At 74.9% G+C, this 20,680-nt stretch carries 15 protein-coding genes; 12 read left to right on the forward strand and 3 right to left on the reverse strand.

The genetic code is table 11. From position 1 onward, the window contains the following. Positions 1 to 100: 100 nt before the first annotated feature. The 3 genes from AC3YNX_RS10290 to AC3YNX_RS10300 are packed head-to-tail and all read right to left on the reverse strand — an operon-like array spanning position 101 to position 4,677. Positions 101 to 2,350, reverse strand: a complete 2,250-nt coding sequence (locus tag AC3YNX_RS10290) for a transglutaminase TgpA family protein (protein WP_489995393.1) — start codon at positions 2,348 to 2,350, stop codon at positions 101 to 103. Continuing rightward, a complete protein-coding gene (locus tag AC3YNX_RS10295; RefSeq protein ID WP_489995394.1) occupies positions 2,347 to 3,519 on the reverse strand; it encodes a DUF58 domain-containing protein in 1,173 nt (390 codons plus the stop codon). Before AC3YNX_RS10295 ends, AC3YNX_RS10290 begins: the two co-directional genes overlap by 4 nt. Beyond that, on the reverse strand, positions 3,520 to 4,677 hold the full coding sequence (locus AC3YNX_RS10300) for an AAA family ATPase (RefSeq protein ID WP_489995395.1): 1,158 nt from the start codon (positions 4,675 to 4,677) through the stop codon (positions 3,520 to 3,522). A gap of 485 nt (positions 4,678 to 5,162) precedes the next feature. Here AC3YNX_RS10300 and mraZ point away from each other — a divergent pair, with 485 nt between their 5' ends. From mraZ to AC3YNX_RS10360, 12 genes are all read left to right on the forward strand, one after another. After that, complete coding sequence (gene mraZ, locus AC3YNX_RS10305; protein ID WP_127784700.1) at positions 5,163 to 5,594, forward strand: division/cell wall cluster transcriptional repressor MraZ; 432 nt, start codon at positions 5,163 to 5,165, stop codon at positions 5,592 to 5,594. 201 nt (positions 5,595 to 5,795) lie between these two features. Continuing rightward, positions 5,796 to 6,788 (forward strand): 16S rRNA (cytosine(1402)-N(4))-methyltransferase RsmH, encoded by a 993-nt coding sequence (gene rsmH, locus AC3YNX_RS10310; protein ID WP_489995396.1) that lies wholly within the window; start codon positions 5,796 to 5,798, stop codon positions 6,786 to 6,788. Beyond that, positions 6,785 to 7,687 carry a cell division protein FtsL gene (gene ftsL / locus AC3YNX_RS10315; protein WP_489995397.1) on the forward strand — a complete coding sequence of 301 codons (903 nt, stop codon included), beginning with the start codon at positions 6,785 to 6,787 and terminating at the stop codon, positions 7,685 to 7,687. Before rsmH ends, ftsL begins: the two co-directional genes overlap by 4 nt. A 59-nt stretch (positions 7,688 to 7,746) precedes the next feature. Next, positions 7,747 to 9,579 carry a peptidoglycan D,D-transpeptidase FtsI family protein gene (locus AC3YNX_RS10320; RefSeq protein WP_489995398.1) on the forward strand — a complete coding sequence of 611 codons (1,833 nt, stop codon included), beginning with the start codon at positions 7,747 to 7,749 and terminating at the stop codon, positions 9,577 to 9,579. 80 nt (positions 9,580 to 9,659) lie between these two features. After that, positions 9,660 to 11,243, forward strand: coding sequence for a UDP-N-acetylmuramoyl-L-alanyl-D-glutamate--2,6-diaminopimelate ligase (locus AC3YNX_RS10325; protein WP_489995399.1), 1,584 nt, complete (start codon positions 9,660 to 9,662; stop codon positions 11,241 to 11,243). Further along, positions 11,240 to 12,778 (forward strand): UDP-N-acetylmuramoyl-tripeptide--D-alanyl-D-alanine ligase, encoded by a 1,539-nt coding sequence (locus AC3YNX_RS10330; protein WP_489995400.1) that lies wholly within the window; start codon positions 11,240 to 11,242, stop codon positions 12,776 to 12,778. Before AC3YNX_RS10325 ends, AC3YNX_RS10330 begins: the two co-directional genes overlap by 4 nt. Next, positions 12,775 to 13,854: a phospho-N-acetylmuramoyl-pentapeptide-transferase gene (mraY, locus tag AC3YNX_RS10335; protein WP_127782497.1), complete on the forward strand. Its 1,080-nt coding sequence runs from the start codon at positions 12,775 to 12,777 to the stop codon at positions 13,852 to 13,854. The genes AC3YNX_RS10330 and mraY overlap by 4 nt, the downstream gene beginning before the upstream one ends. Further along, positions 13,851 to 15,338 carry a UDP-N-acetylmuramoyl-L-alanine--D-glutamate ligase gene (gene murD / locus AC3YNX_RS10340; protein WP_489995401.1) on the forward strand — a complete coding sequence of 496 codons (1,488 nt, stop codon included), beginning with the start codon at positions 13,851 to 13,853 and terminating at the stop codon, positions 15,336 to 15,338. The genes mraY and murD overlap by 4 nt, the downstream gene beginning before the upstream one ends. Beyond that, positions 15,335 to 16,942 (forward strand): putative lipid II flippase FtsW, encoded by a 1,608-nt coding sequence (gene ftsW, locus AC3YNX_RS10345; RefSeq protein WP_489983963.1) that lies wholly within the window; start codon positions 15,335 to 15,337, stop codon positions 16,940 to 16,942. The genes murD and ftsW overlap by 4 nt, the downstream gene beginning before the upstream one ends. Continuing rightward, positions 16,939 to 18,045: an undecaprenyldiphospho-muramoylpentapeptide beta-N-acetylglucosaminyltransferase gene (gene murG, locus AC3YNX_RS10350; RefSeq protein WP_127782499.1), complete on the forward strand. Its 1,107-nt coding sequence runs from the start codon at positions 16,939 to 16,941 to the stop codon at positions 18,043 to 18,045. The genes ftsW and murG overlap by 4 nt, the downstream gene beginning before the upstream one ends. Beyond that, a complete protein-coding gene (gene murC, locus AC3YNX_RS10355) occupies positions 18,042 to 19,505 on the forward strand; it encodes a UDP-N-acetylmuramate--L-alanine ligase (protein WP_489995402.1) in 1,464 nt (487 codons plus the stop codon). The genes murG and murC overlap by 4 nt, the downstream gene beginning before the upstream one ends. After that, positions 19,502 to 20,416 carry a cell division protein FtsQ/DivIB gene (locus AC3YNX_RS10360; RefSeq protein WP_489995403.1) on the forward strand — a complete coding sequence of 305 codons (915 nt, stop codon included), beginning with the start codon at positions 19,502 to 19,504 and terminating at the stop codon, positions 20,414 to 20,416. The genes murC and AC3YNX_RS10360 overlap by 4 nt, the downstream gene beginning before the upstream one ends. Positions 20,417 to 20,680: the final 264 nt, after the last annotated feature.

Here is a 20,680-nt window from a genome sequence, read left to right on the forward strand (position 1 = left end):
AGCCGGCCCTGTGCCCCAGCCGACCCCGGCTCCTGGCGGCCCGGTGCCCGCGGCCGGAGCTGACTGTCCAGGGTGGACTCCCCGGACCCGGGGCCGACCCCTACCCGGTGTGCTCGAGCTCCCGGGGTGCGCGGCCGGCCCAGCGGGGGCCCAGCACCGAGAGCGGCAGCGCGCGCCGGAGCCAGGGCAGCGGGGCGCAGCGGCGCTCGGCGGCGGTCAGCCTCTGCAGGGCTTCCCGGCACGAGCGCTCGGTCCCGGCCGCCGCGCTGGGGTCGCCGTACCAGGCGAGCTCCACCGCTTCCACCAGCCCGGCGACGGCGGCACGGCCCGGCTCGTCCAGGCCGAGCTCGTCGCTCAGGCGCTGTCCGCTGGTGCGCGCGGTGTCGGAGCTGCTCAGCTGCAGCCCGTGGTCAGCGGCGACGTCGACCAGCTCGGCCCAGGCCGCGTCCGCGCTGCCCACCGCCATCCGCCGGGAGCGCCGGCTGCGGCGCAGCACCACCGGCACGCAGCAGATGGTGCCCAGCAGCGTCACCGCCAGCACCGTCCACCCCACGGCAGCGGCCAGGTTGGAGGAGGTGGCCGGGGGAGCCGCCGCCGGCTGCGGCTCGTCCTCCGGAGCGGGGGTGGGGGGCGGGGGCGTCTCGGTCGGAGCTGCTGGCGCCGGCTGGGGTGCGGGTGCCGGGGCGGCCGCGGGGGCGGCGCTCTCCGGTGCGGCGTCCCCGGCCGTGGCCTCGCGGACGTAGCTGGGCACGTTGTTGCGTCCCTGGGCCAGCGGCGTGGGATCGAACCGCACCCAGCCCACCCCGGTGAAGTACACCTCCACCCAGGCGTGGGCGTCGTCGGTGGTCACCGTCCGCTGGCTGGCGTCGCCGGTACCGGGGGTGTAGCCCAGCACCACCCGGGAGGCGATGCCCAGCTCGCGCAGCATCACGCCCATGGCGGAGGCGTACTGCTCGCAGAACCCGCGCCTGCTGCGGGTGAGGAAGTCCACCAGCGCGTCCTCGCCGACCGTGCCGTCGCCGGCGCGCAGGTCGTAGGTGAAGCCGTTGGCCCGGTTGGTGAAGAAGTCGCTGAGCAGCACCGCTGCGTCGAAGGTCGTGGGGGCGGAGCCGGCCACCTGCCGGGCCAGCGCGGACACCCGGGGGTCCACCCCGTCGAGCTGGCGCCACCGCGCGTCCACCCCGGCCTGGCTCTGCTGCCCGGCCCCCACTGCGCGCAGCCGCTCGACGGAGGTGCCCGGGTCCACCGCCTGCACGACGTAGCTCGGCAGCTGCTGGCGCTGGCTGGCCTGCAGCACCCCGGCCTCGGCGTTGTACCGGTACCCGCGCAGCTGTTCGTCCAGGCCGCGCAGGGCCACCGGGATGCCGGGCGAGGGCAGCCAGCGGTCGTTGTAGCCCAACCCGCGGATGGTGACGTCCTGCGGGCTGCCCACCAGCCCCTGCTGGGCCAGCCGGTCGCCGGCGGGCGTGCCCGCGGGCAGCTCCTCGACCACCCAGCCCCGGTCGTTGACGAAGGTGTCCAGGGTGACCGCCCGCATGTAGGTCGGCGCCGTCATCCCCTCCACGGTGAACAGCGGGATGCTCTCGCGGGTGAGGTCGCCGCGCAGCTCGGTGAAGGGGTTGAGCGCCACCCCGTCGGAGCCGCCGCTGGTGCCCTGCAGCCGGGCGGAGGTGCCCACCCCGGTGGCGGCCGTGCCCACCCACAGCGCGCAGGCCAGGGCGCCGGCCACCGACACCGCCACCAACGGTGAGCGCAGCCCGGTCATGCCCGCCGACGGACCGGCCAGCGCAGCGCGTCGACTGCCGTCGGAGAGCAGCAGCAGCAGCACCCCCAGCGCACCGAGCGCGAACGACCACCACGCCAGCAGCGTGCTGGACAGCGACGCGGGCACCGCCACCACGCACAGCAGCACCAGTCCAGCCACCGCCGGCGTCTGGATGCCCGCCACCAGCAGGTCCACCAGCACGGCCGCGCACCCCAGGCACAGCACCAGCAGCAGCAGCATCTCGTCGGTGACGGCCACCGGCGACTGCTCGTTGGCGATCTGCGCACCCGCGCCGGACAGCAGCTCGCGCAGCCGGGTCAGGGCCGCGGGGCCGGGCAGCGCGGTGCCGGCGAAGGAGGCACACAGCAGCACCCCCAGGGCGAGCAGCTGCCCCACGGGCACCAGGAAGTGCGGGACGCGCACCAGCCGCAGCACCACACCCACGGCCGCGACGGTGGCGAAGGTGCCCGCCACGGGCAGCACCCAGCGGCTGGAGGTGAACAGGGTGGCCAGCGCTGCGCTGGCCAGCAGCAGGGCGAGCGCACCCACCAGGGCCTGCGCCGGCCGGGCGTCGCGGAACGTCACCGCCCCACCGACCCGGCGGCGGAGAACGCCGGCAGCAGGTCCGCCAGCGGGGTGCTGCCGCCCACGGCCGTCACCAGCCAACCCGCACCGGTCAGCAGGGGGACGCCGTCGCCGGGCAGCAGGTGGGCCACCGTGCCGGCTGCCCCCACCCGTGCGCGGTGCTCGAGCAGCACGGTGGCGTCGGCGGCGCCGGGCTCGCCGAGCACCGCCACCAGCTCGTCGCTCCCGGCCACCGCCAGCGCCGGGCCCAGCTCGGTGGTGGCGGACAGGCCAAGCACGGCCAGCTGGTCCAGGCCGGACCCGCCCGGTGCCAGCACCGCGGCGTCGGCGGTGACCACCCGCACCGGGGTGCTGGTGCGACGCAGGTGCTCGGCGAGGCTGGCCGCCAGGCTCACGGCGCGTTCGAAGGCCGGCTCACCCGCAGGCCCGCCGAAGGCGGAGTCCCGGTTGTCCAGCAGCACCGTCACCCGGGCGCGCTGGCCCTGCTCGGCGGTGCGCACCATCAGCTCGTCGCGGCGCGCGGAGCTGCGCCAGTGGATGCTGCGGATCTCGTCGCCGGGGACGTACCCGCGCAGCTGGGTGTCGCGGACGGCGTGGCCGCTGCTGGCCCGGGCGGCGGTCTCGGCGCCCGCCGCCCCACCCAGCACCACGGGCTGCAGCGGCTCCACCCGGGGCCGCACCAGCACCGGGGTGGCCGCGCCCACCGGGCGCTGCACCTGCACCAGGCCCAGCGCGTCGGTCAGCGCCACCCGCAGCGGTCCCACCCGGTGCTCGCCGCGGCGGGTGGGCAGCAGGGCGTGCTGCAGCACCGCACTCTCCCGGGCGCGCAGCCGGGGCAGCGCCAGCACGGCGTCGCGGCCGAGCTCGACGGGCACCGGGTCGAGCACCAGCAGCCCACCGGCGGGCTGCCGGGCCACCGCGCGCACCTCGGTGGTGACCGGGCAGGGCTGCCCCACCGACGCCGGCTCCGGGCCCACCGACCGGCTGACCTCCAGCCGCAGCGGCAGCAGGGTGTGCAGCAGGGCGGTGAGCACGGGCAGCACCAGCAGCAGCACACCGGCGCGGAGCAGGTCGCGCTCGTCCAGGACCAGTGCGCACACCATGCAGGCCACCCCCGCGGCGACCAGGCAGCGCCCGCGGGTGGTCAGGCCCGACAGCGGCGAGCTCACTCAGCGCGCCGCGCGCGGAGCCGGACCGCCTCGCGGCACGGGAGTGCGGCCGACGATCTCCTGCACCACCGCGGCCGCGTCGCGTCGGGCGGCCACCGCCTCGCCGGAGAGCAGCAGGCGGTGGGCCAGCACCGGCTCGGCCACGGCGATCACGTCGTCGGGCAGCACGTGGGCGCGACCGGCCATCGCCGCGTGGGCCCGGGCGGCGCGGACCACGTGCAGGGTGGCGCGCGGCGAGGCACCCAGGCGCACCAGCGGAGAGGTGCGGGTGGCGCTCACCAGGGTCACCACGTACCGGCGCAGCTCGGCAGAGACGTGCACGTCGCGGACGGCGTCGATCATCCGGCTCACCTCGGCGGCCGAGCAGGCGGGCACCAGCTGGCCCACCGCGTCGTGGCCGGAGTGGGTGTCGATCATCATCAGCTCGGCCTCGGCCGAGGGGTAGCCCAGCGACACGCGGGTGGTGAAGCGGTCGCGCTGGGCCTCGGGCAGCGGATAGGTGCCCTCCATCTCCACCGGGTTCTGGGTGGCGAGCACCATGAACGGCTCGGCGAGCTGGTAGGTGTGACCGTCCACGGTGACCTGCTGCTCCTCCATGCACTCCAGCAGGGCCGACTGGGTCTTGGGCGAGGCCCGGTTGATCTCGTCGGCCACCAGCAGGTTGGCGAACACCGGTCCGGGCTGGAACTCGAACTCCCCGTTCTGGCGGTCGTAGATGGACACCCCGGTGACGTCGCTGGGCATCAGGTCCGGAGTGAACTGGATGCGGGATACCGAGGAGTCGACGGCACGGGCGAGCGCCTTGGCCAGCGCGGTCTTGCCCACGCCCGGAACGTCCTCCAGCAGCAGGTGGCCGCCGGCCAGCAGGGTGAGCACGGCCGTGCGCACCACTGCCGTCTTGCCCACCAGCACCTGCTCGACGGTGGCCACCACCCGCTCGGCCGTCTCGGCCACCTCGCTCACCGTCCACTGTGTGGCCGTCGACTGGGTGGCCGTCTGCTGCGCCGTGGCCGTCTGCTGGGTGGTGGCGTGGCGCCCGTTGGTCTGGTGCGCGGAGCCGTCGGGCGCCCCGTCCAGGCCGTGCGCCGACGACCCCGGTCGCGCGAGCTCCTGCTCCCAGGCGCCGTCGAAGCCGCCCGTGGTCCGCGGTCTGCTCACGTGTGTCCTTCCCGGCGGTGCGGGCGGCCGCCGGCTGCGCCGCACGGCGGGCAGTGACGGTGACGTCCCAGGTCTCTCCACGAGTGTGCCAAACCTGCGGGTGGCGTGTTCGGACGAGCGCGGGGCCCGCCCGGGTGCCGGGCGTCCGGTGCTCCCGCTCCCCACCACCCACCACGCCCCACCATGACCGTCAGCGAGCTGGGGCGGACCCCGCCAGGGCGCTCTGCGACCGGGTGAACGGGGCCGGAAGGGGTCGCTGCGCGGCCGAGGGCAGGGCGGTCGCCCCACTCGCCCCCCACCGCGAACCACCTTCTGCTACCTGCGAAAACGCCGTGAAGCGCCCGGTTTTTCCCGGTTGTGTCGGCTTGATAGTGGGCCGTGGTGGGGTAAGGTGGTGCGAAGTGGGGTGATGTGCAGCACCACCCTCGCGGACGAGCCGGGCGGCGGGGGAGTGGGGAGGTGCGGACATGGTCGAGATGAAGCCGATGTTCCTGGGCACCTACACCCCCAAGCTGGACGACAAGGGCCGGCTCACGCTGCCGGCCAAGTTCCGCGACGCCCTGGCCGGTGGAGTCATGGTCACCAAGGGTCAGGACCACAGCCTCGCCGTCTACCCGCGCGAGGAGTTCATCGTGCGGGCCCGCAAGGCGGCCGAGGCCTCCCGCACCAACGAGACGGCCCGGGCCTTCGTCCGGGCCCTCGCCGCCGGCACCGACGAGCAGCACCCGGACGGGCAGGGTCGCATCAGCCTCTCGGCCGACCACCGCCGCTACGCCGGCCTGGCCAAGGAGTGCGTAGTAGTCGGCTCGGTGGACTTCCTGGAGATCTGGGACGCCCAGGCCTGGCAGACCTACCTGGACGCCAACGAGGAGAGCTTCTCCCAAGGACGGGAGGAGGCGCTGGGCGACATCCTCTGAGCAGCGGCACCCACGGGTGTCCCGAGGCCTCCGTCCGAGGTTGGCCCTGACGCACTTCCCCGGCGTCAGGTCACCTTCGTTCGGACGGGGACCTCCCGACATCCGTCGCCACCGCGATCAGCCAGCCAGCTCAGCACCGCCCCGCACTACCCCGGCCCACCCCAGCGCCCCAACACCCAGCGAGCAGACGAGGAGGACACCGTGGCACCCGAGCCAGACGACCAGCAGCAGCCCGAGCAGCACCGGCACGTCCCCGTGCTCCGCGACCGTGTCACCGAGCTGCTCGAGCCGGCCCTGGTGCCCGGCAGCGTGCTCATCGACGCCACCCTCGGTCTCGGTGGGCACGCCGAGCACCTGCTCGCCCGCAACCCGGGCATCCGCCTCATCGGCCTGGACCGCGACCCCGACGCCCTGGCGATGGCGGGGGAGCGGCTGGCGCCCTACCGCAACCGGATCACCCTGGTGCACACCGTCTACGACGGCATCTACGACGCGCTCGAGCAGGCCGGGCTGGGCCGCGGCGGCCTGGTGCAGGGCGTGCTGTTCGACCTGGGCGTGTCCTCCATGCAGCTCGACGCCACCGAGCGGGGCTTCGCGTACAGCAAGGACGCCCCGCTGGACATGCGGATGGACCCGACCACGGGCATCACCGCCGCCGAGGTGCTCAACACCTACTCCCACGGCCAGCTGGCCCGGGTGCTGTCCACCTACGGCGAGGAGCGCTTCGCCGGACGGATCGCCTCGGAGGTGCTGCGCCAGCGCGAGCGCGAGCCCTTCACCACCAGCGCCCGCCTGGTGGAGGCCATCTACGCCGCCGTCCCCGCCGCCACCCGCCGCACCGGGGGACACCCCGCCAAGCGCACCTTCCAGGCCCTGCGCATCGAGGTCAACGGAGAGCTGGACGCGCTGCGCGCCGCACTGCCCGCGGCCATCGACGCGCTCGGCGTGGGCGGGCGCATGGTGGTGATGTCCTACCAGTCGCTGGAGGACCGGGTGACCAAGCACGAGCTGGCCCCGCGACTGCGCTCCAACACCCCCGAGGGACTGCCCGTGGAGCTGCCCGGGCAGGGCCCCGAGCTGGAGTCCCTCACCCGGGGCGCCGAGCGCGCGAGCGAGACCGAGATCGAGGAAAACCCGCGGGCTGCACCGGTACGACTCCGTGCCGTGCAGCGCATCTCCAGGAGGCCGGCATGACCGCACCCACCCGTACCCGTCCGGCCCCCACCCGTCGCGCCCCGCGCAACGCACCGCCCACCCGGCGTGGTGGACGCTCGGTGGCCGCGCAGCGCGCCTACGAGCGCAAGGTCGACCGCACGCAGCGGTGGAACCACCTGGTGCCGGAGCAGCTGGCCAGCGTGGCCGTGGCCCGCAAGGTGCCCTTCGTGGTGCTGGTCATCGCCCTGCTCGGCCTCGGCCTCGTGAGCACGCTGTGGCTGTCCACCAACTCCGCGGCCAGCTCCTACCAGATCACCGACGCGCAGAAGGAGAACCGGCTGCTCTCCGAGCGGGTGGAAGCCCTGCAGCGCGACGTGGCCACCATGGACTCCGCCGCCGCGCTGGCCACCCGGGCCAAGCAGCTGGGCATGGTGCCCAGCACCAACGTCGCCCGCCTGTCGGTGGGTCCGGACGGCGCCGTCACCGTGGTCGGCAGCCCGGCCCCGGCCGCGCCGCCCGCCGGCCCGCCCCCCGCCCCGCAGGTGGCCGGCGTGCCGCCGGTGGGTGCCGCGCCGTCGCCGGTGGCCACCCAGCAGATCGCCCCGGCCACCCGCGCCGGTGCCGAGACCCCTACCGCGGACGCCACCACCCCAACCACCCCGAGCGCCACCACCCCGCGCGCCACCCGGCCGACCAGCAGCGCTCCTGCCGGCACCAGCGCCCCCGCCGCCGACAGCCGCCCGGCAGCCCCTGCGACCCAGGCCCCCGCTCCGGCCGCCCCGACCCGGGTCGCCACCATCCCGGCGACCCCGGTGCCCCCGGTGGCCGAGGCCGCCACCACGCCGGGCGCGCCTCCCGCGGCTCCCGCTGCGCCGCAGGCACACTCTGAGCAGATCCAGCCGGGGGCGGCCCCGGCCACTGCCGGTGGAGGAGCCTGATGCCCGACGATCGACGCGCACCGCGATCGGCCTCGGCAGCTCGGAGCTCCACCCGCAGGATGAGCCTGCGGCGACGTGACACCGGCCCACGCACCGTCCGTCCCGCCGACTACCGCCGCCACCAGGTCAGCGCCATGCTGATGGTGGCGGCGCTGGTCATTGCCGGCCTCCAGCTGATCCGCGTGCAGGGCGTGGACGCCGCCGGGCTGTCCGCCCGGGCCGACGCCCAGCGCACCTCCACCCAGACACTGGTGGCCAACCGCGGCGCCATCACCGACGTCACCGGCAAGAAGATGGCGTTCACCCTGCAGGCCAAGGCCCTCACCTTCCAGCCGCAGGCGGTCAAGGCGGACCTGGTCAAGGCCCGCGAGGCCAACCCCGCCGCACCCACGCCGGCCGACCGCATCCAGCAGATCGCCGTCGGCGTGCACGACGTCCTAGGCCCGGCCGCCCCGGTGGCCAAGCTGGTGCAGGCGATGAGCGCGGACACCACCTTCACCTACCTGGCCCGGGGCGTGGACCCGGCCCTGGCCACCCAGATCACCGAGAGCTTCCCGGAGGTCGGCGCCGAGCGCCAGGACATCCGGCAGTACCCCACCGGTCGCACCGGAGCCAACATGATCGGCGGCACCGGCTGGGACGGCCACGGCCTGCTCGGCCTGGAGGGCTCGATGGACGCCACCCTGGCGGGCACCGACGGCACCCGCACCGTGGAGGTCGGCTCCGACGGCGCCGTCATCCCGGGCAGCACCCGCGACGAGCAGCCGGCCCAGGACGGCGACACCATCCAGCTGACCTTCGACGCCGACGCCCAGTACCAGGTGCAGGAGATGACCCAGCGCGCCAAGGACCTCTCCGGGGCCAAGCACGCCTCGGTGGTGGTCATGGACACCAAGGGCAAGATCGTGGCGATGGCCAACGACGGCACCTTCGACCCGGGCACCGAGACCGGGACCGCGCCCGCCGCCGCGCTGGGCAACCCGTCCGTCACCACCCCGTTCGAGCCCGGCTCGGTGGCCAAGATCGTCACCGCCGCCGCCGCCATCGAGTACGGCGTGACCACGCCGGAGGAAGTGCTGGACATCCCCGCCGGCATCACCATGGGTGGCGCCACCGTGCGCGACGCGTGGGGCCACGGCGACGTCAAGTACACGACCACCGGGGTGTTCGGGAAGTCCTCCAACATCGGCACCCTGGTCCTCGCCCAGCGGGTGGGCGCCGACCGCTTCTCCGACATGGTCAGCCGCTTCGGGCTGGGTCAGCTCACCAACGTCGGCCTGCCCGGCGAGACGGCCGGCTCGGTGCCGCCGCAGCCGCAGTGGTCGGGCAGCACCTTCGCCAACCTGCCCATCGGGCAGGGTCTGTCCATGTCCCTGCTGCAGATGACCGGCATGTACCAGGCGATCGCCAACGGCGGCGTGCGCATCCCGCCCCGCGTGGTGGCCGCCACCGTCGACGCCAGCGGCAACCGCACCGAGACGCCCGAGCCCGAGGGCGTGCGGGTGGTCAGCGAGCAGACGGCCAGCACCGTCAAGGACATGTTCCGCGCGGTGGTGCAGGACGAGCCGAACCAGGAGCGCGGCACCGGAGTGGCAGCGGGCATCGACGGCTACCAGGTGTCCGGCAAGACCGGCACCGCCCAGCAGGTCGACCCGAAGTGCGGCTGCTACTCCAACTCGCAGTACAACATCACCTTCGCGGGCATGGTTCCGGCCGACAACCCCAAGTACGTCATCGGCATCATGCTCGACGCCCCCGAGCGGTCCACCGACGGCAAGCCGGGTGCCTCCGCCGCCCCGCTCTTCCACGACATCGCCTCCTGGCTGCTGCTGCGCAACCGGGTTCCGCTCTCCAGCGGCCCCACGCCGGTCATGCCCTTCGTGAAGGAGTGAGCGCCCCACGCGAGCCGGTAACCTCATCGCACGTGCCGCCGCCCCCTGAGCTTCCCGCCCCCGAGTCCGAGAGTTCCCCGGTGCCCGACCGGATCCACCCGCAGACCCCCGGTCAGACGCCGGTCGCCGCTCCACCAGCCGAGGACGAGCGCCCCACCGCGAGCGTGCCCACGACGCTGACCGAGCTGGCCGTCCTGGTCGGTGCCGAGCTGCGCAGCACCAGCGCCGAGATCACGGTCACCGGAGCCACCCTGCGCGCCGACACGGTGCGCCCCGGCGACCTCTTCGCCGCGCTGCCGGGTGCGCGCGCCCACGGTGCCGACTTCGCCGCCACCGCCCTGGCCGCCGGTGCGGTGGCCGTGCTGACCGACGCCGCCGGTGCCACCCGGCCCGCCCTGGTCGACGTGCCGGTGCTGGTGCACCCCGACCCCCGCTCGGTCGTGGGCATCCTCTCCGCGCACCTCTACGGCAACCCGTCGGCGCACGTGCCCGTGCTCGGCATCACCGGGACCTCGGGCAAGACCACCACCGCCTACCTGGTGGAGGCCGGCCTGCGCGCCGCTGGGCTGGTGCCCGGCCTCATCGGCACCGTGGAGACGCGGGTGGCCGGTCGGCGCATCCCCAGCAGCTTCACCACGCCGGAGGCGCCGGACCTGCAGGCCCTGCTGGGACGGATGGATGAGGGCGCGGTCGACGCCGTGGTCATGGAGGTCTCCAGCCACGCGCTCACCCTGGGCCGGGTGGAGGGCACCCGCTTCGCGGTGGGCGGCTTCACCAACCTCTCCCGCGAGCACCTGGACTTCCACCCCACCTTCGAGGACTACTTCGCGGCCAAGGCCCGGCTGTTCGCCCCCGGCTCCGCGGTGCGCTGCGAGCGGGCGGTGGTGTGCGTGGACGACGAGTGGGGCCGGCGCATCGCCGAGCTCTACGGCCCGGACGCGGTCACCGTCAGCGCCACCGGCTCCGCCGCCAGCTGGTGGGCCGAGGACGTCTCCGCCACTGACGACGGCGGCCAGCACTTCACCGCCTGCGGACCCGCGGGCGTGCGGCTGCCCACGCACCTGCGCCTGCCCGGCCGCTACAACGTGGCCAACGCCCTGCTCGCCATCGCCATGCTCACCTGCGCCGGCGTCTCCGCCGAGCACGCGGCCGCCGGCGTGGCCGCGGTGGACGTGCCGGGGCGGATGGAGCGGGTCGACGTCGGCCAGCCCTTCCTGGCGGTCGTGGACTACGCGCACAAGCCCGCCGCGCTGCAGGCCGTGATCGAGGCGCTGCGCGAGCAGGTGTCCGGCCGGGTGGCCGTGGTGGTCGGCGCCGGGGGAGACCGCGACCCGGGCAAGCGCACCATGATGGGCGAGGCGGCCGCCCGCGGCGCCGACCTCCTCGTGGTCACCGACGACAACCCCCGCAGCGAGGACCCGGCCACCATCCGGGCCGCGGTGCTGGCCGGCACCGAGCAGGTGCCCGCCGACGTGCGAGCCGAGGTCGTCGAGGCCCTCGACCGCGCCTCGGCCATCGACCGGGCGGTCCGCTGGGCCCAGCCCGGGGACGTGGTCCTGGTGGCCGGCAAGGGCCACGAGACCGGACAGGAGATCAACGGCGTGAAGCACCCGTTCGACGACCGAGACGTGCTGGCAGCTGCCATCACGCGGACCCGCTCATGATCGCGCTGAGCCTGCAGCAGGTGGCCGACGTGGTGGGCGGGACGCTGCACGACTGTCCCGACCCGACCGTGCAGGTGACCGCCGGGGTGGAGTTCGACAGCCGCAAGATCGTGCCGGGCGGGCTGTTCCTGGCCCTGCCCGGCGAGCGGGTGGACGGCCACGACCACGCCGCCGCCGCCGTCGCCCAGGGTGCGGTGGGCGTGCTGGCTGCCCGACCGGTGGGCGTGCCCGCCGTGGTGGTGCCGGCCGCCGGTGCGCACGACCGCCGGGCGATGGCCCTGGCCGCCGACACCGACGGCTCCGGCGCCGCGGTGCTCGCCGCCCTGGCGCGGCTGGCCCGCGCCTCGGTGGACGCGCTGCCCGGCCTGCGGGTGGTGGGCGTGACCGGGTCCTCCGGCAAGACCTCCACCAAGGACCTGCTCGCCGCCGTCCTCGCCCCGCTCGGCACCGTGGTGGCGCCCCCGGGATCGTTCAACAACGAGCTGGGCCACCCCTGGACGGTGCTGCGCGCCGACGCGGACACCCGCTTCCTGGTGCTGGAGCTCTCCGCCCGCGGCGTCGGCCACGTGGCGGCGCTGTGCGAGGTGGCCCCACCGCAGATCGGCGTGGTGCTGAACGTGGGCACCGCGCACCTGGGCGAGTTCGGCTCGCGCGCGGCCATCGCCCAGGCCAAGGGCGAGCTGGTGGAGGCCCTGCCCGCCGCCGCCGACGGCGGGGTTGCCGTGCTCAACGCCGACGACCCCCTGGTGGCCGCCATGGCCTCGCGCACCACTGCCCGGGTGGTGCTGGTGGGCACCTCGACCAGCGCCGACATCCGGGCCACCGACATCGAGCTGGACGAGCAGGCCCGGCCGCGGTTCACCCTGCACACCCCGCAGGGGCACACCCAGGTGGAGCTGGCCGTGCACGGCGAGCACAACGTGGGCAACGCGCTGGCGGCCGTCGCGGTGGCGCTGGAGGCCGGGGCCAGCCTGGGCCAGGTGCGCACCGCGCTGGCCGGTGCGCGCGCGGCCTCGGTGCGCCGGATGGACCTGCGCACCCGCGCCGACGGCGTCACCGTCATCAACGACTCCTACAACGCCAACCCCGACTCGGTGCGCGCCGCGCTGAAGGCGCTGGTCAGCATGTCCCGGGGTGCCCGGGCCGCGGTTCCGCGCCGCAGCTGGGCGGTGCTCGGCGAGATGGCCGAGCTGGGGGCGGATACCGTTGCCGCGCACGACGGCATCGGTCGCCTCGCGGTCCGGCTGGACGTGCACCGGCTGGTGGTGGTGGGCGAGTCCGCCCGGGCCATGCACACCGGCGCCGTGCAGGAGGGGTCGTGGGGAGAGGAGTCGGTGATCGTGCCCGACGTGGCCGCGGCGATCGACCTGCTGCGCCGCGAGGTCGAACCCGGTGACGTGGTGCTGGTGAAGGCGTCGCAGTCCCAGGGCCTGTGGCGGGTGGCCGAGGCGCTGCTGGCCGACGACGGGCCCAGGCCCGGCCCCGACCAGGACAGCAACAGCAACAGCGAACAGGCAGAGGAGGGACAGCAGTGAGACAGATCCTCATCGCCGCGGGCATCGCGTTCGCGGTCTCCATCCTGCTGACCCCCTACCTGATCAAGGTCTTCTCCGGGCAGGGCTTCGGCCAGGAGATCCGCCAGGAGGGCCCGGCCAGCCACCAGGCCAAGCGCGGCACCCCCACCATGGGTGGGGTGGCCATCATCGCGGCGCTGTGGGCCGGCTACTGGGGTTCCCACGCCATCGGGGCCGGCCTGGAGGCGGAGGGGCCGACAGCGTCGGGGCTGCTGGTGCTGGGACTGACCTCGGTCCTCGGGCTGGTGGGCTTCCTCGACGACTTCATCAAGATCCGCAAGCAGCGCAACCTCGGCCTGAACAAGACGGCCAAGCTCGTCGGCCAGCTGGTCGCCGCGGTGCTGTTCGGGGTGCTGGCGCTCCGCTTCGCCAACGAGGAGGGCCTCACCCCGGCCACGCCCAACCTGTCCTTCGTGCGGGACATCGCCACGGTGTCCTTCGGCACGGTCGGCTTCGTGCTGTTCTGCTACCTGCTGGTGAGCGCCTGGTCCAACGCGGTGAACCTCACCGACGGCCTGGACGGGCTCGCCGCCGGCTCCATGGCGATGGTGCTGGCCACCTACGTCATCATCTGCTTCTGGCAGTACCGCAACGACTGCGGCACCACCGCGCTGGCCGGCTGCTACGAGGTGCGCGACCCGCTGGACGTGTCCCTGCTCGCCGCTGCGGCGATGGGTGGCTGCGTCGGCTTCCTGTGGTGGAACGCCGCGCCGGCCAAGATCTTCATGGGCGACACCGGCTCGCTGGCCCTGGGTGGGCTGCTCGCCGGCATCAGCATGGTCACCCGCACCGAGCTGCTGCTGGTGGTGCTGGGCGCGCTGTTCGTGATGGAGGCAGCCTCCGTGGTGGTGCAGGTGGCGGTGTTCCGCACCAGCCGCCGACGGGTGTTCCGGATGGCCCCGTTCCACCACCACTTCGAGCTCGCCGGATGGGCGGAGACCACGGTGATCATCCGCTTCTGGATCCTCGCCGCGATCTCCTGCGCCCTGGGCCTGGCGCTGTTCTACAGCGAGTGGCTCTCGGCGATCGGGCCGTGACCGGTCCCGGCGGCACGAGCGCTGCGGCCCCGCGCCCGGCGCTGGACGTGCGCGAGCTGACCGGTCGGCAGGTGCTGGTGGCCGGCGGCCGGGTGAGCGGCCTGGCCATGGTGCGCGCCCTGGTTCGCCTCGGCGCCCGGGTGGTGGCCACCGACTCCAACCCCGCCATGCTCGACCAGCTCACCGCCCTGGGTGCGGAGGCGCACCTGGACCTGCAGGAGCCACCCGCGGGCACCGAGCTGGTGTGCACCGTGCCCGGGTTCCGCCCCGACGCGCCGCTGCTGCGGGCCGCGGCGGCCGCGGGGCTGCCGGTGTGGGGCGACGTCGAGCTGGCCTGGTGGTGCGACCAGGCCGAGGTGTTCGGCCCCCGCAAGCAGTGGCTGGTGGTCACCGGCACCAACGGCAAGACCACCACCACCACCATGCTGGACGCGATCCTCACCGCCGACGGCCTGGCCAGCACCGCCTGCGGCAACATCGGGCGCGCGGTGCTGGACGTGCTGCTGGCGGAGCCGGCGCTGACCCACCTCGCGGTGGAGCTGTCCTCCTTCCAGCTGCACTGGGCGCCGTCGGTGCGCCCCGCAGCCGGTGCCGTGCTGAACATCGCCGAGGACCACCTGGACTGGCACGGCGGGATGGCCGCCTACACCGCGGCCAAGGCGCAGGTCCTCACCGGCGACGTGGCGGTGGTGGGGGTGGACGACCCGGCCGCGGCCGCGCTGGGCGAGCAGCCCCGGGCCGGGCGCACCGTGGGCTTCACCCTGGGCGAGCCCACGGCAGACCAGCTCGGCGTCGTCGGCGACGCGCTGGTGGACCGGGCCTTCGGCGACGGCCCCGAGGCGCACACCGTGCTGGCGCACACCGCTGACGTCACCCCGGCCGGCCCGCCCGGGCTGCTGGACGCCCTCGCGGCGGCCGCGCTGGCCCGCTCCGCCGGGGTGGCGCCGGAGTCGGTGGCGGCGGGGCTGCGGGCCGTGCAGCAGGGTGCGCACCGCGCGGTGCTGGTGGCCACCCACGACGGCGTGGACTACGTCGACGACTCCAAGGCCACCAACCCGCACGCCGCGCTCGCCTCCGTCACCGCCCACCCCCGGGTGGTCTGGGTGGCCGGCGGGCTGCTCAAGGGAGCCAGCGTGGACGCGCTGGTGCAGGCGGTCGCCGACCGGCTGGTGGGTGCGGTGCTACTGGGTCGCGACCGTGCGGTGATCGCCGACGCACTGCGGCGACACGCGCCGCAGATCCCGGTGGTGGAGGTGGGCAAGGGCCACGATGGACCCATGAGCGAGGTGCTGTCGGCTGACGCTGCGATGTCCGCGGTGGTCGGCGAGGCGGCGCGGCTGGCCCAGCCCGGCGACGTGGTGCTGCTCGCCCCGGCCGCGGCCTCCATGGACATGTTCACCGACTACGGCCACCGCGGAGATGCCTTCGCCGCGGCAGCCCAGGCGCTGGCCACCGGTGCGACCGCGCCGGGGACGGAGCGGTGACCATCAGCAAGGACGCCGCCGGGCGCCGGAGCACCGGCTCGCGCACCGGCAGCCGCGGGACCCGGGGCGCCGCCGAGGACCGACGCCCCCGGCGCGGGGCCTCGTCGGCGTCGGCGGGGGTCTCCGCCACGGCCCGCCAGGTGGGCGAGCGGCTCACCGGCTGGCTCTCCCGGCCGCTCACCTCGTTCCACCTGGTGGTCAGCCTGCTGCTGCTGCTCAGCGGGCTCGGGCTCACCATGGTGCTCTCGGCCTCCAGCGTGGAGTCCTACGCCCAGGACGGCTCCGCCTACAGCGTCTTCACCCGGCAGGTCATCTTCGTGCTGCTGGGCCTGTGCCTGTTCTACGTGGGCATGCGCGTCAAGGTAGCCACCCTGCGCAGGTGGTCGCTGCCGGCGTTCCTGGGCTGCGTGGCGATGCTGGTGCTGGTGCTGGTGCCCGGCATCGGCAGCATGTCCAACGGCGCCCGGTCGTGGTTCGTCCTCGGGCCGGTGTCCCTGCAGCCCTCCGAGGTGGCCAAGATCGCGATCGCCGTGTGGGGCGCGCACCTGCTGTCGATCAAGCGTGGCCAGCTGCACTCGCTGCGGCACATGCTCATGCCGCTGCTGCCGGCGGCGGCCATCGTGCTGGTGCTGATCTTCCTGCAGCCCGACCTGGGCACCAGCATCTCGCTGGCCATCGTGGTGCTGGGACTGCTGTGGTTCGCCGGGGCCCCGGTCAAGCTGTTCCTGACCCTGCTGGCCCTGGCCGGTGTGGTCTTCGTGGTGGTGGCGCTGACCGCGAGCTACCGCCTGGAGCGCATCACCTCCTTCCTCGACCCCGGGGCCGACCCGCAGGGGGCGGGCTACCAGGCCATGCAGGCCCGGTACTCCCTGGCCGGGGGCGGGCTGTGGGGCGTGGGCCTGGGGCAGAGCCGCGGCAAGTGGAGCTACCTGCCCGAGGCGCACAACGACTTCATCTTCGCCATCCTCGGCGAGGAGCTGGGCTTCGTCGGCGCCGCCGCGGTGCTGCTGCTCTTCGGCGCCCTCGCCTACACCGGGCTGCGCATCGCCCGCCGCTCCATCGACCCGTTCCTGCGCCTGCTCACCGCCACCGTCACGCTGTGGCTGGTGGGTCAGGCCGTCATCAACATCGGCTACGTCATCGGGCTGCTGCCCGTCACCGGGCTCACCCTGCCGCTGGTGTCCTCTGGAGGTACTTCCACCGCCGTGACCATGTTCGTGTTCGGACTGCTGGCCAACGCCGCGCGCCACGAGCCACCCGCCGTGGCCGCCCTGCGCACCCAGGGGGAGGGCCCGCTCGGCCGGCTGCTGCGGCTGCCGGCGCCTGAGCCCTACCGCGCCCGCCCCAGCTCCCGGGTGGTGCGCACCGGCGAGCAGGCGCGCCGCGCGCGCACCGCGCACCCGGCACCTGGTGGTGCCCGCCCGACCGCCGAGCGTGCTGGGCCGGAGGGGGTCGCCGGCGACCGCAGGACCGAGCCGCTGCGCTCCGCCCCCCGCGGGCAGTCCCGCCAGCCCGCCCGTGGTCCGCGCAGCCGCACCCCCGAGCCGCCGCGGCGTCCCGGCACCAGCCGCGGCACCGACACCGGACGCGGAGGTCGCAGGTGAGCACTGCTGCTGACCAGCGCCCGCTCTCGGTGGTGGTGGCCGGAGGTGGCACGGCCGGACACGTCGAGCCCGCGCTGGCCGTCGCCGACGCCCTGCGCCTGGTGCGGCCGGACGTGCGGGTCACTGCCCTGGGCACCGCTCGCGGGCTGGAGACCACGCTGGTGCCCGAGCGGGGCTACCCGCTGCAGCTGATCCCGCCGGTCCCGCTGCCGCGCAAGCTCTCCGCCGACCTGCTCCGGCTGCCGGCCCGCGTGGTCGCCTCGGTGCGCGCCACCCGGGCGGTGCTGCGCGCGGTGGACGCCGACGTGGTGGTCGGCTTCGGCGGCTACGTCGCGCTGCCGGCCTACCTCGCCGCCCGCGGGCGCCGCGGGGTGCCGGTGGTGGTGCACGAGGCCAACGCCCGCGCCGGCGTCGCCAACAAGGTGGGTGCCCGCGTGGCGCGCCGCGTGCTGGCGGCCGTGCCCGGCAGCGGGCTCCGTGGCGCCGAGGTGGTGGGCATCCCGCTGCGGCAGTCCATCACCGACCTCGACCGCGCCGCGCTGCGCGCCGAGGCACGCAAGCACTTCGACCTCGACCCCGACGGGCCGGTGCTGCTGGTCACCGGTGGCTCGCAGGGCGCCCGCAGCATCAACGACGCCGTGTCCGGTGCGGCGCAGGCCCTGGGCCGGGCCGGCATCGGCGTGCTGCACGCGCACGGCCCGCGCAACACCGTCGAGGTGCACTCGCCGGAGGGCGCGCCGCGCTACGTGGCCGTGCCGTACCTGTCCCGGATGGACCTGGCCTACGCCGCCGCCGACGCCACCATCTGCCGCTCCGGCGCGATGACCGTCGCCGAGGTCTCCGCGGTCGGCCTGCCGGGCATCTTCGTGCCCCTGCCGCACGGCAACGGCGAGCAGGAGCTCAACGCCCGGCCGGTGGTCGACGCCGGCGGTGGACTGCTGGTCCGCGACGCCGACCTCACTCCCGAGCTGGTGGCGACCACCGTCGTGCCGCTGCTCACCGACCCCGAGCGGCTGGCGGCCATGGGGGCCGCCGCCGCCGCGTCCGGGCACCGCAGCGCGGCCGCCCGCATCGCCGAGATCGTCCTGGAGGTAGCCCGATGACCCCGCTCGACGAGCCGAACGAGCTCAGCGAAGGGTTGCCGGCCGAGCTGGCGCGGGTGCACATGGTGGGCATCGGCGGTGCCGGCATGAGCGGGGTGGCGAGGATCCTGCTCGCCCGCGGTGGGCAGGTCTCCGGCTCCGACGCCAAGGAGTCCCGCGGCGTCCTGGCGCTGCGCGCCCGCGGCGCCCAGGTGCGGCTGGGCCACGACCCCTCCGCGCTGGACCTGCTGCCGGGTGGGCCCACCACGGTGGTCACCACCACCGCCGCCATTCCCAAGGACAACCCAGAGCTGGTCGAGGCGCGTCGGCGCGGCATCCCGGTGACGGTGCGGCCCAAGGTGCTGGCCTCGCTGATGACCGAGACCCGCAACGTGCTGGTGGCCGGCACGCACGGCAAGACCTCCACCACCTCGATGCTGGTCGTGGCCCTGCAGCGCTGCGCCTTCGACCCGTCGTTCGCCATCGGCGGCGAGCTCAACGAGTCGGGCACCAACGCCCACCACGGCAGCGGCGACGTCTTCGTGGCCGAGGCCGACGAGAGCGACGGCTCGCTGCTGGAGTACAGCCCGCACGTCGTGGTGGTCACCAACGTCGACTACGACCACCTGGACTACTTCGGCACCGTCGAGGCCTACGTGGCGGTGTTCGACGCCTTCCTCGAGCGCATCGACCCCGATGGTGTGCTCATCGCCTGCGCCGACGACCCGGGCTCGGCCGCGCTGGCCGACCGGGCCGAGGCCGCCGGCCTCTGGGTGCAGCGCTACGGCCGCGCCGAGGGCGCCGACGCCCGCCTGCTCAGCTGGTCGGCGGCCGACGGTGGCGGCGCGGGGGAGGTGGCGCTGGCGGGGGAGAGCACCGCGCGTCCCATGCGGCTCAACGTCCCCGGCGAGCACATGGCCCTCAACGCCCTGGGTGCGCTGCTGGCCGCCCTGGCGGTGGGCGCCGACCCGGCCCGGGCGCTGGAGGGGCTCACCTCCTTCGGCGGGGTGCACCGGCGCTTCCAGCTCACCGGCAGCGAGGCCGGGGTGCGCGTCTACGACGACTACGCCCACCACCCCACCGAGGTGCAGGCGGTGCTGCGCGCGGCCCGCGCCGTGGTCGAGCAGCAGCCGGACGGACCCGGCCGGGTGGTCGTGCTGTTCCAGCCGCACCTGTACTCGCGCACGCTCACCTTCGCCACGGAGTTCGGCGCCGCCCTGTCGCTGGCCGACGAGGTGGTGGTGCTCGACGTCTACGCCGCCCGCGAGGAACCGGTGGCCGGAGTGAGCGGGGCGATCGTCGCCGAGGCGGTGACCTGCCCGGTGCACTACCAGCCGCACCTGGCCGCGGCCCCCGAGCAGGTGGCCGCGCTGACCCGGCCCGGCGACCTGGTGCTCACCATGGGCGCCGGCGACGTGACCATGCTCGGTCCGGAGATCCTGCGGAGCCTGCGCCTGCGTGCGGGTGGGTCGTTGCCGTGAGCCCGGCTGGTCGCTCTCCACGGCCCACCGCTCGGGGTGGCAGCCGCAGGACGGCCACGCACCGTGGTGCCCGCTCGGCCGCCGCCCGCGCAGCCACCCGCTCCCGGCGCACCACGGACACCACGGCCGCCGAGCCGGGCGGCCGTGCCGGCCGCAGCGCCCGGCGCAGTGCCCGGCGCGGTGGTGCCCGCAGCAGTGCTGCCAGCCGCAGCGGGGCCGGACGGGCGCGGCTGCCCAGGCTGGGCCTGCAGGTCGGCAGCCGGCAGAAGATGGTGCTGGCCGTTGCGGTCGTGCTGGTGGTGGTGCTGGGCGCCGTGGCGTGGTTCAGCCCGCTGCTGTCGGTGCGCAGCGTGCAGGTGGAGGGGGCGCAGGTGCTCACCGCCGAGGAGGTGACCGCGGCGCTGGACGTGGCCGACGGCACGCCGCTGCTGCAGGTGGACCTCACCGAGGCGGCCGGCCGGGTGGCGATGCTGCCCCGCGCCGCCCGGGTGACCGTCGACCGGCACTTCCCCTCCGACCTGCGCGTGCTGGTGGAGGAGCGGGTGCCGGTGGTCTACGTGGACAAGGCCGACGGCCCGCACCTGCTGGACGCCACCGGCGTGGACTTCGCCGCCGCGGTGCCCCCGCCCGGCGTGCCTCGCCTGGTGACGGAGCGCCCCGGGCGCAGCGACCCGGTGACCACCGCGGCGCTGACCGTGATCACCTCGCTTCCGGCGCCGGTGCGCGCCCAGGTCACCCTGGTGAACCCGGGCTCGGCCGCTGACGTGCGGTTCACCCTCGGCGCGGACCGCGTGGTGGTCTGGGGGACACCGGACAACCTGGGCCGCAAGGCACAGGTGCTGGCAGCGGTGCTCACCCAGCCTGGCAAGGTGTACGACGTCTCCAGCCCCGACCTGCCGACCATCAGCTGACCAGGGGCGCGGAGTGGGTCACACAAAAATGATGGGCGCGTGCGGCGCGCCTGCTGGACCCAGGTGGAGCGGCTGCATAGCGTCTCCTCGTCGAACAACTTGACATAACTCTAAGCCTGCAGTTTAGGGTGAGGGTTTTGACCCCGCCCCGGCGCCCGCGCCAGCAGCACCCAGACACACCAGCACTCAGACACCACCAGCTCCCAGACACACCAGCTCCACCCCTGCACCCGACGGACACACGAAAGCCTGTGAGGACCCACC

It is taken from the genome of Rhodococcus sp. Z13_19A, assembly GCF_058133575.1.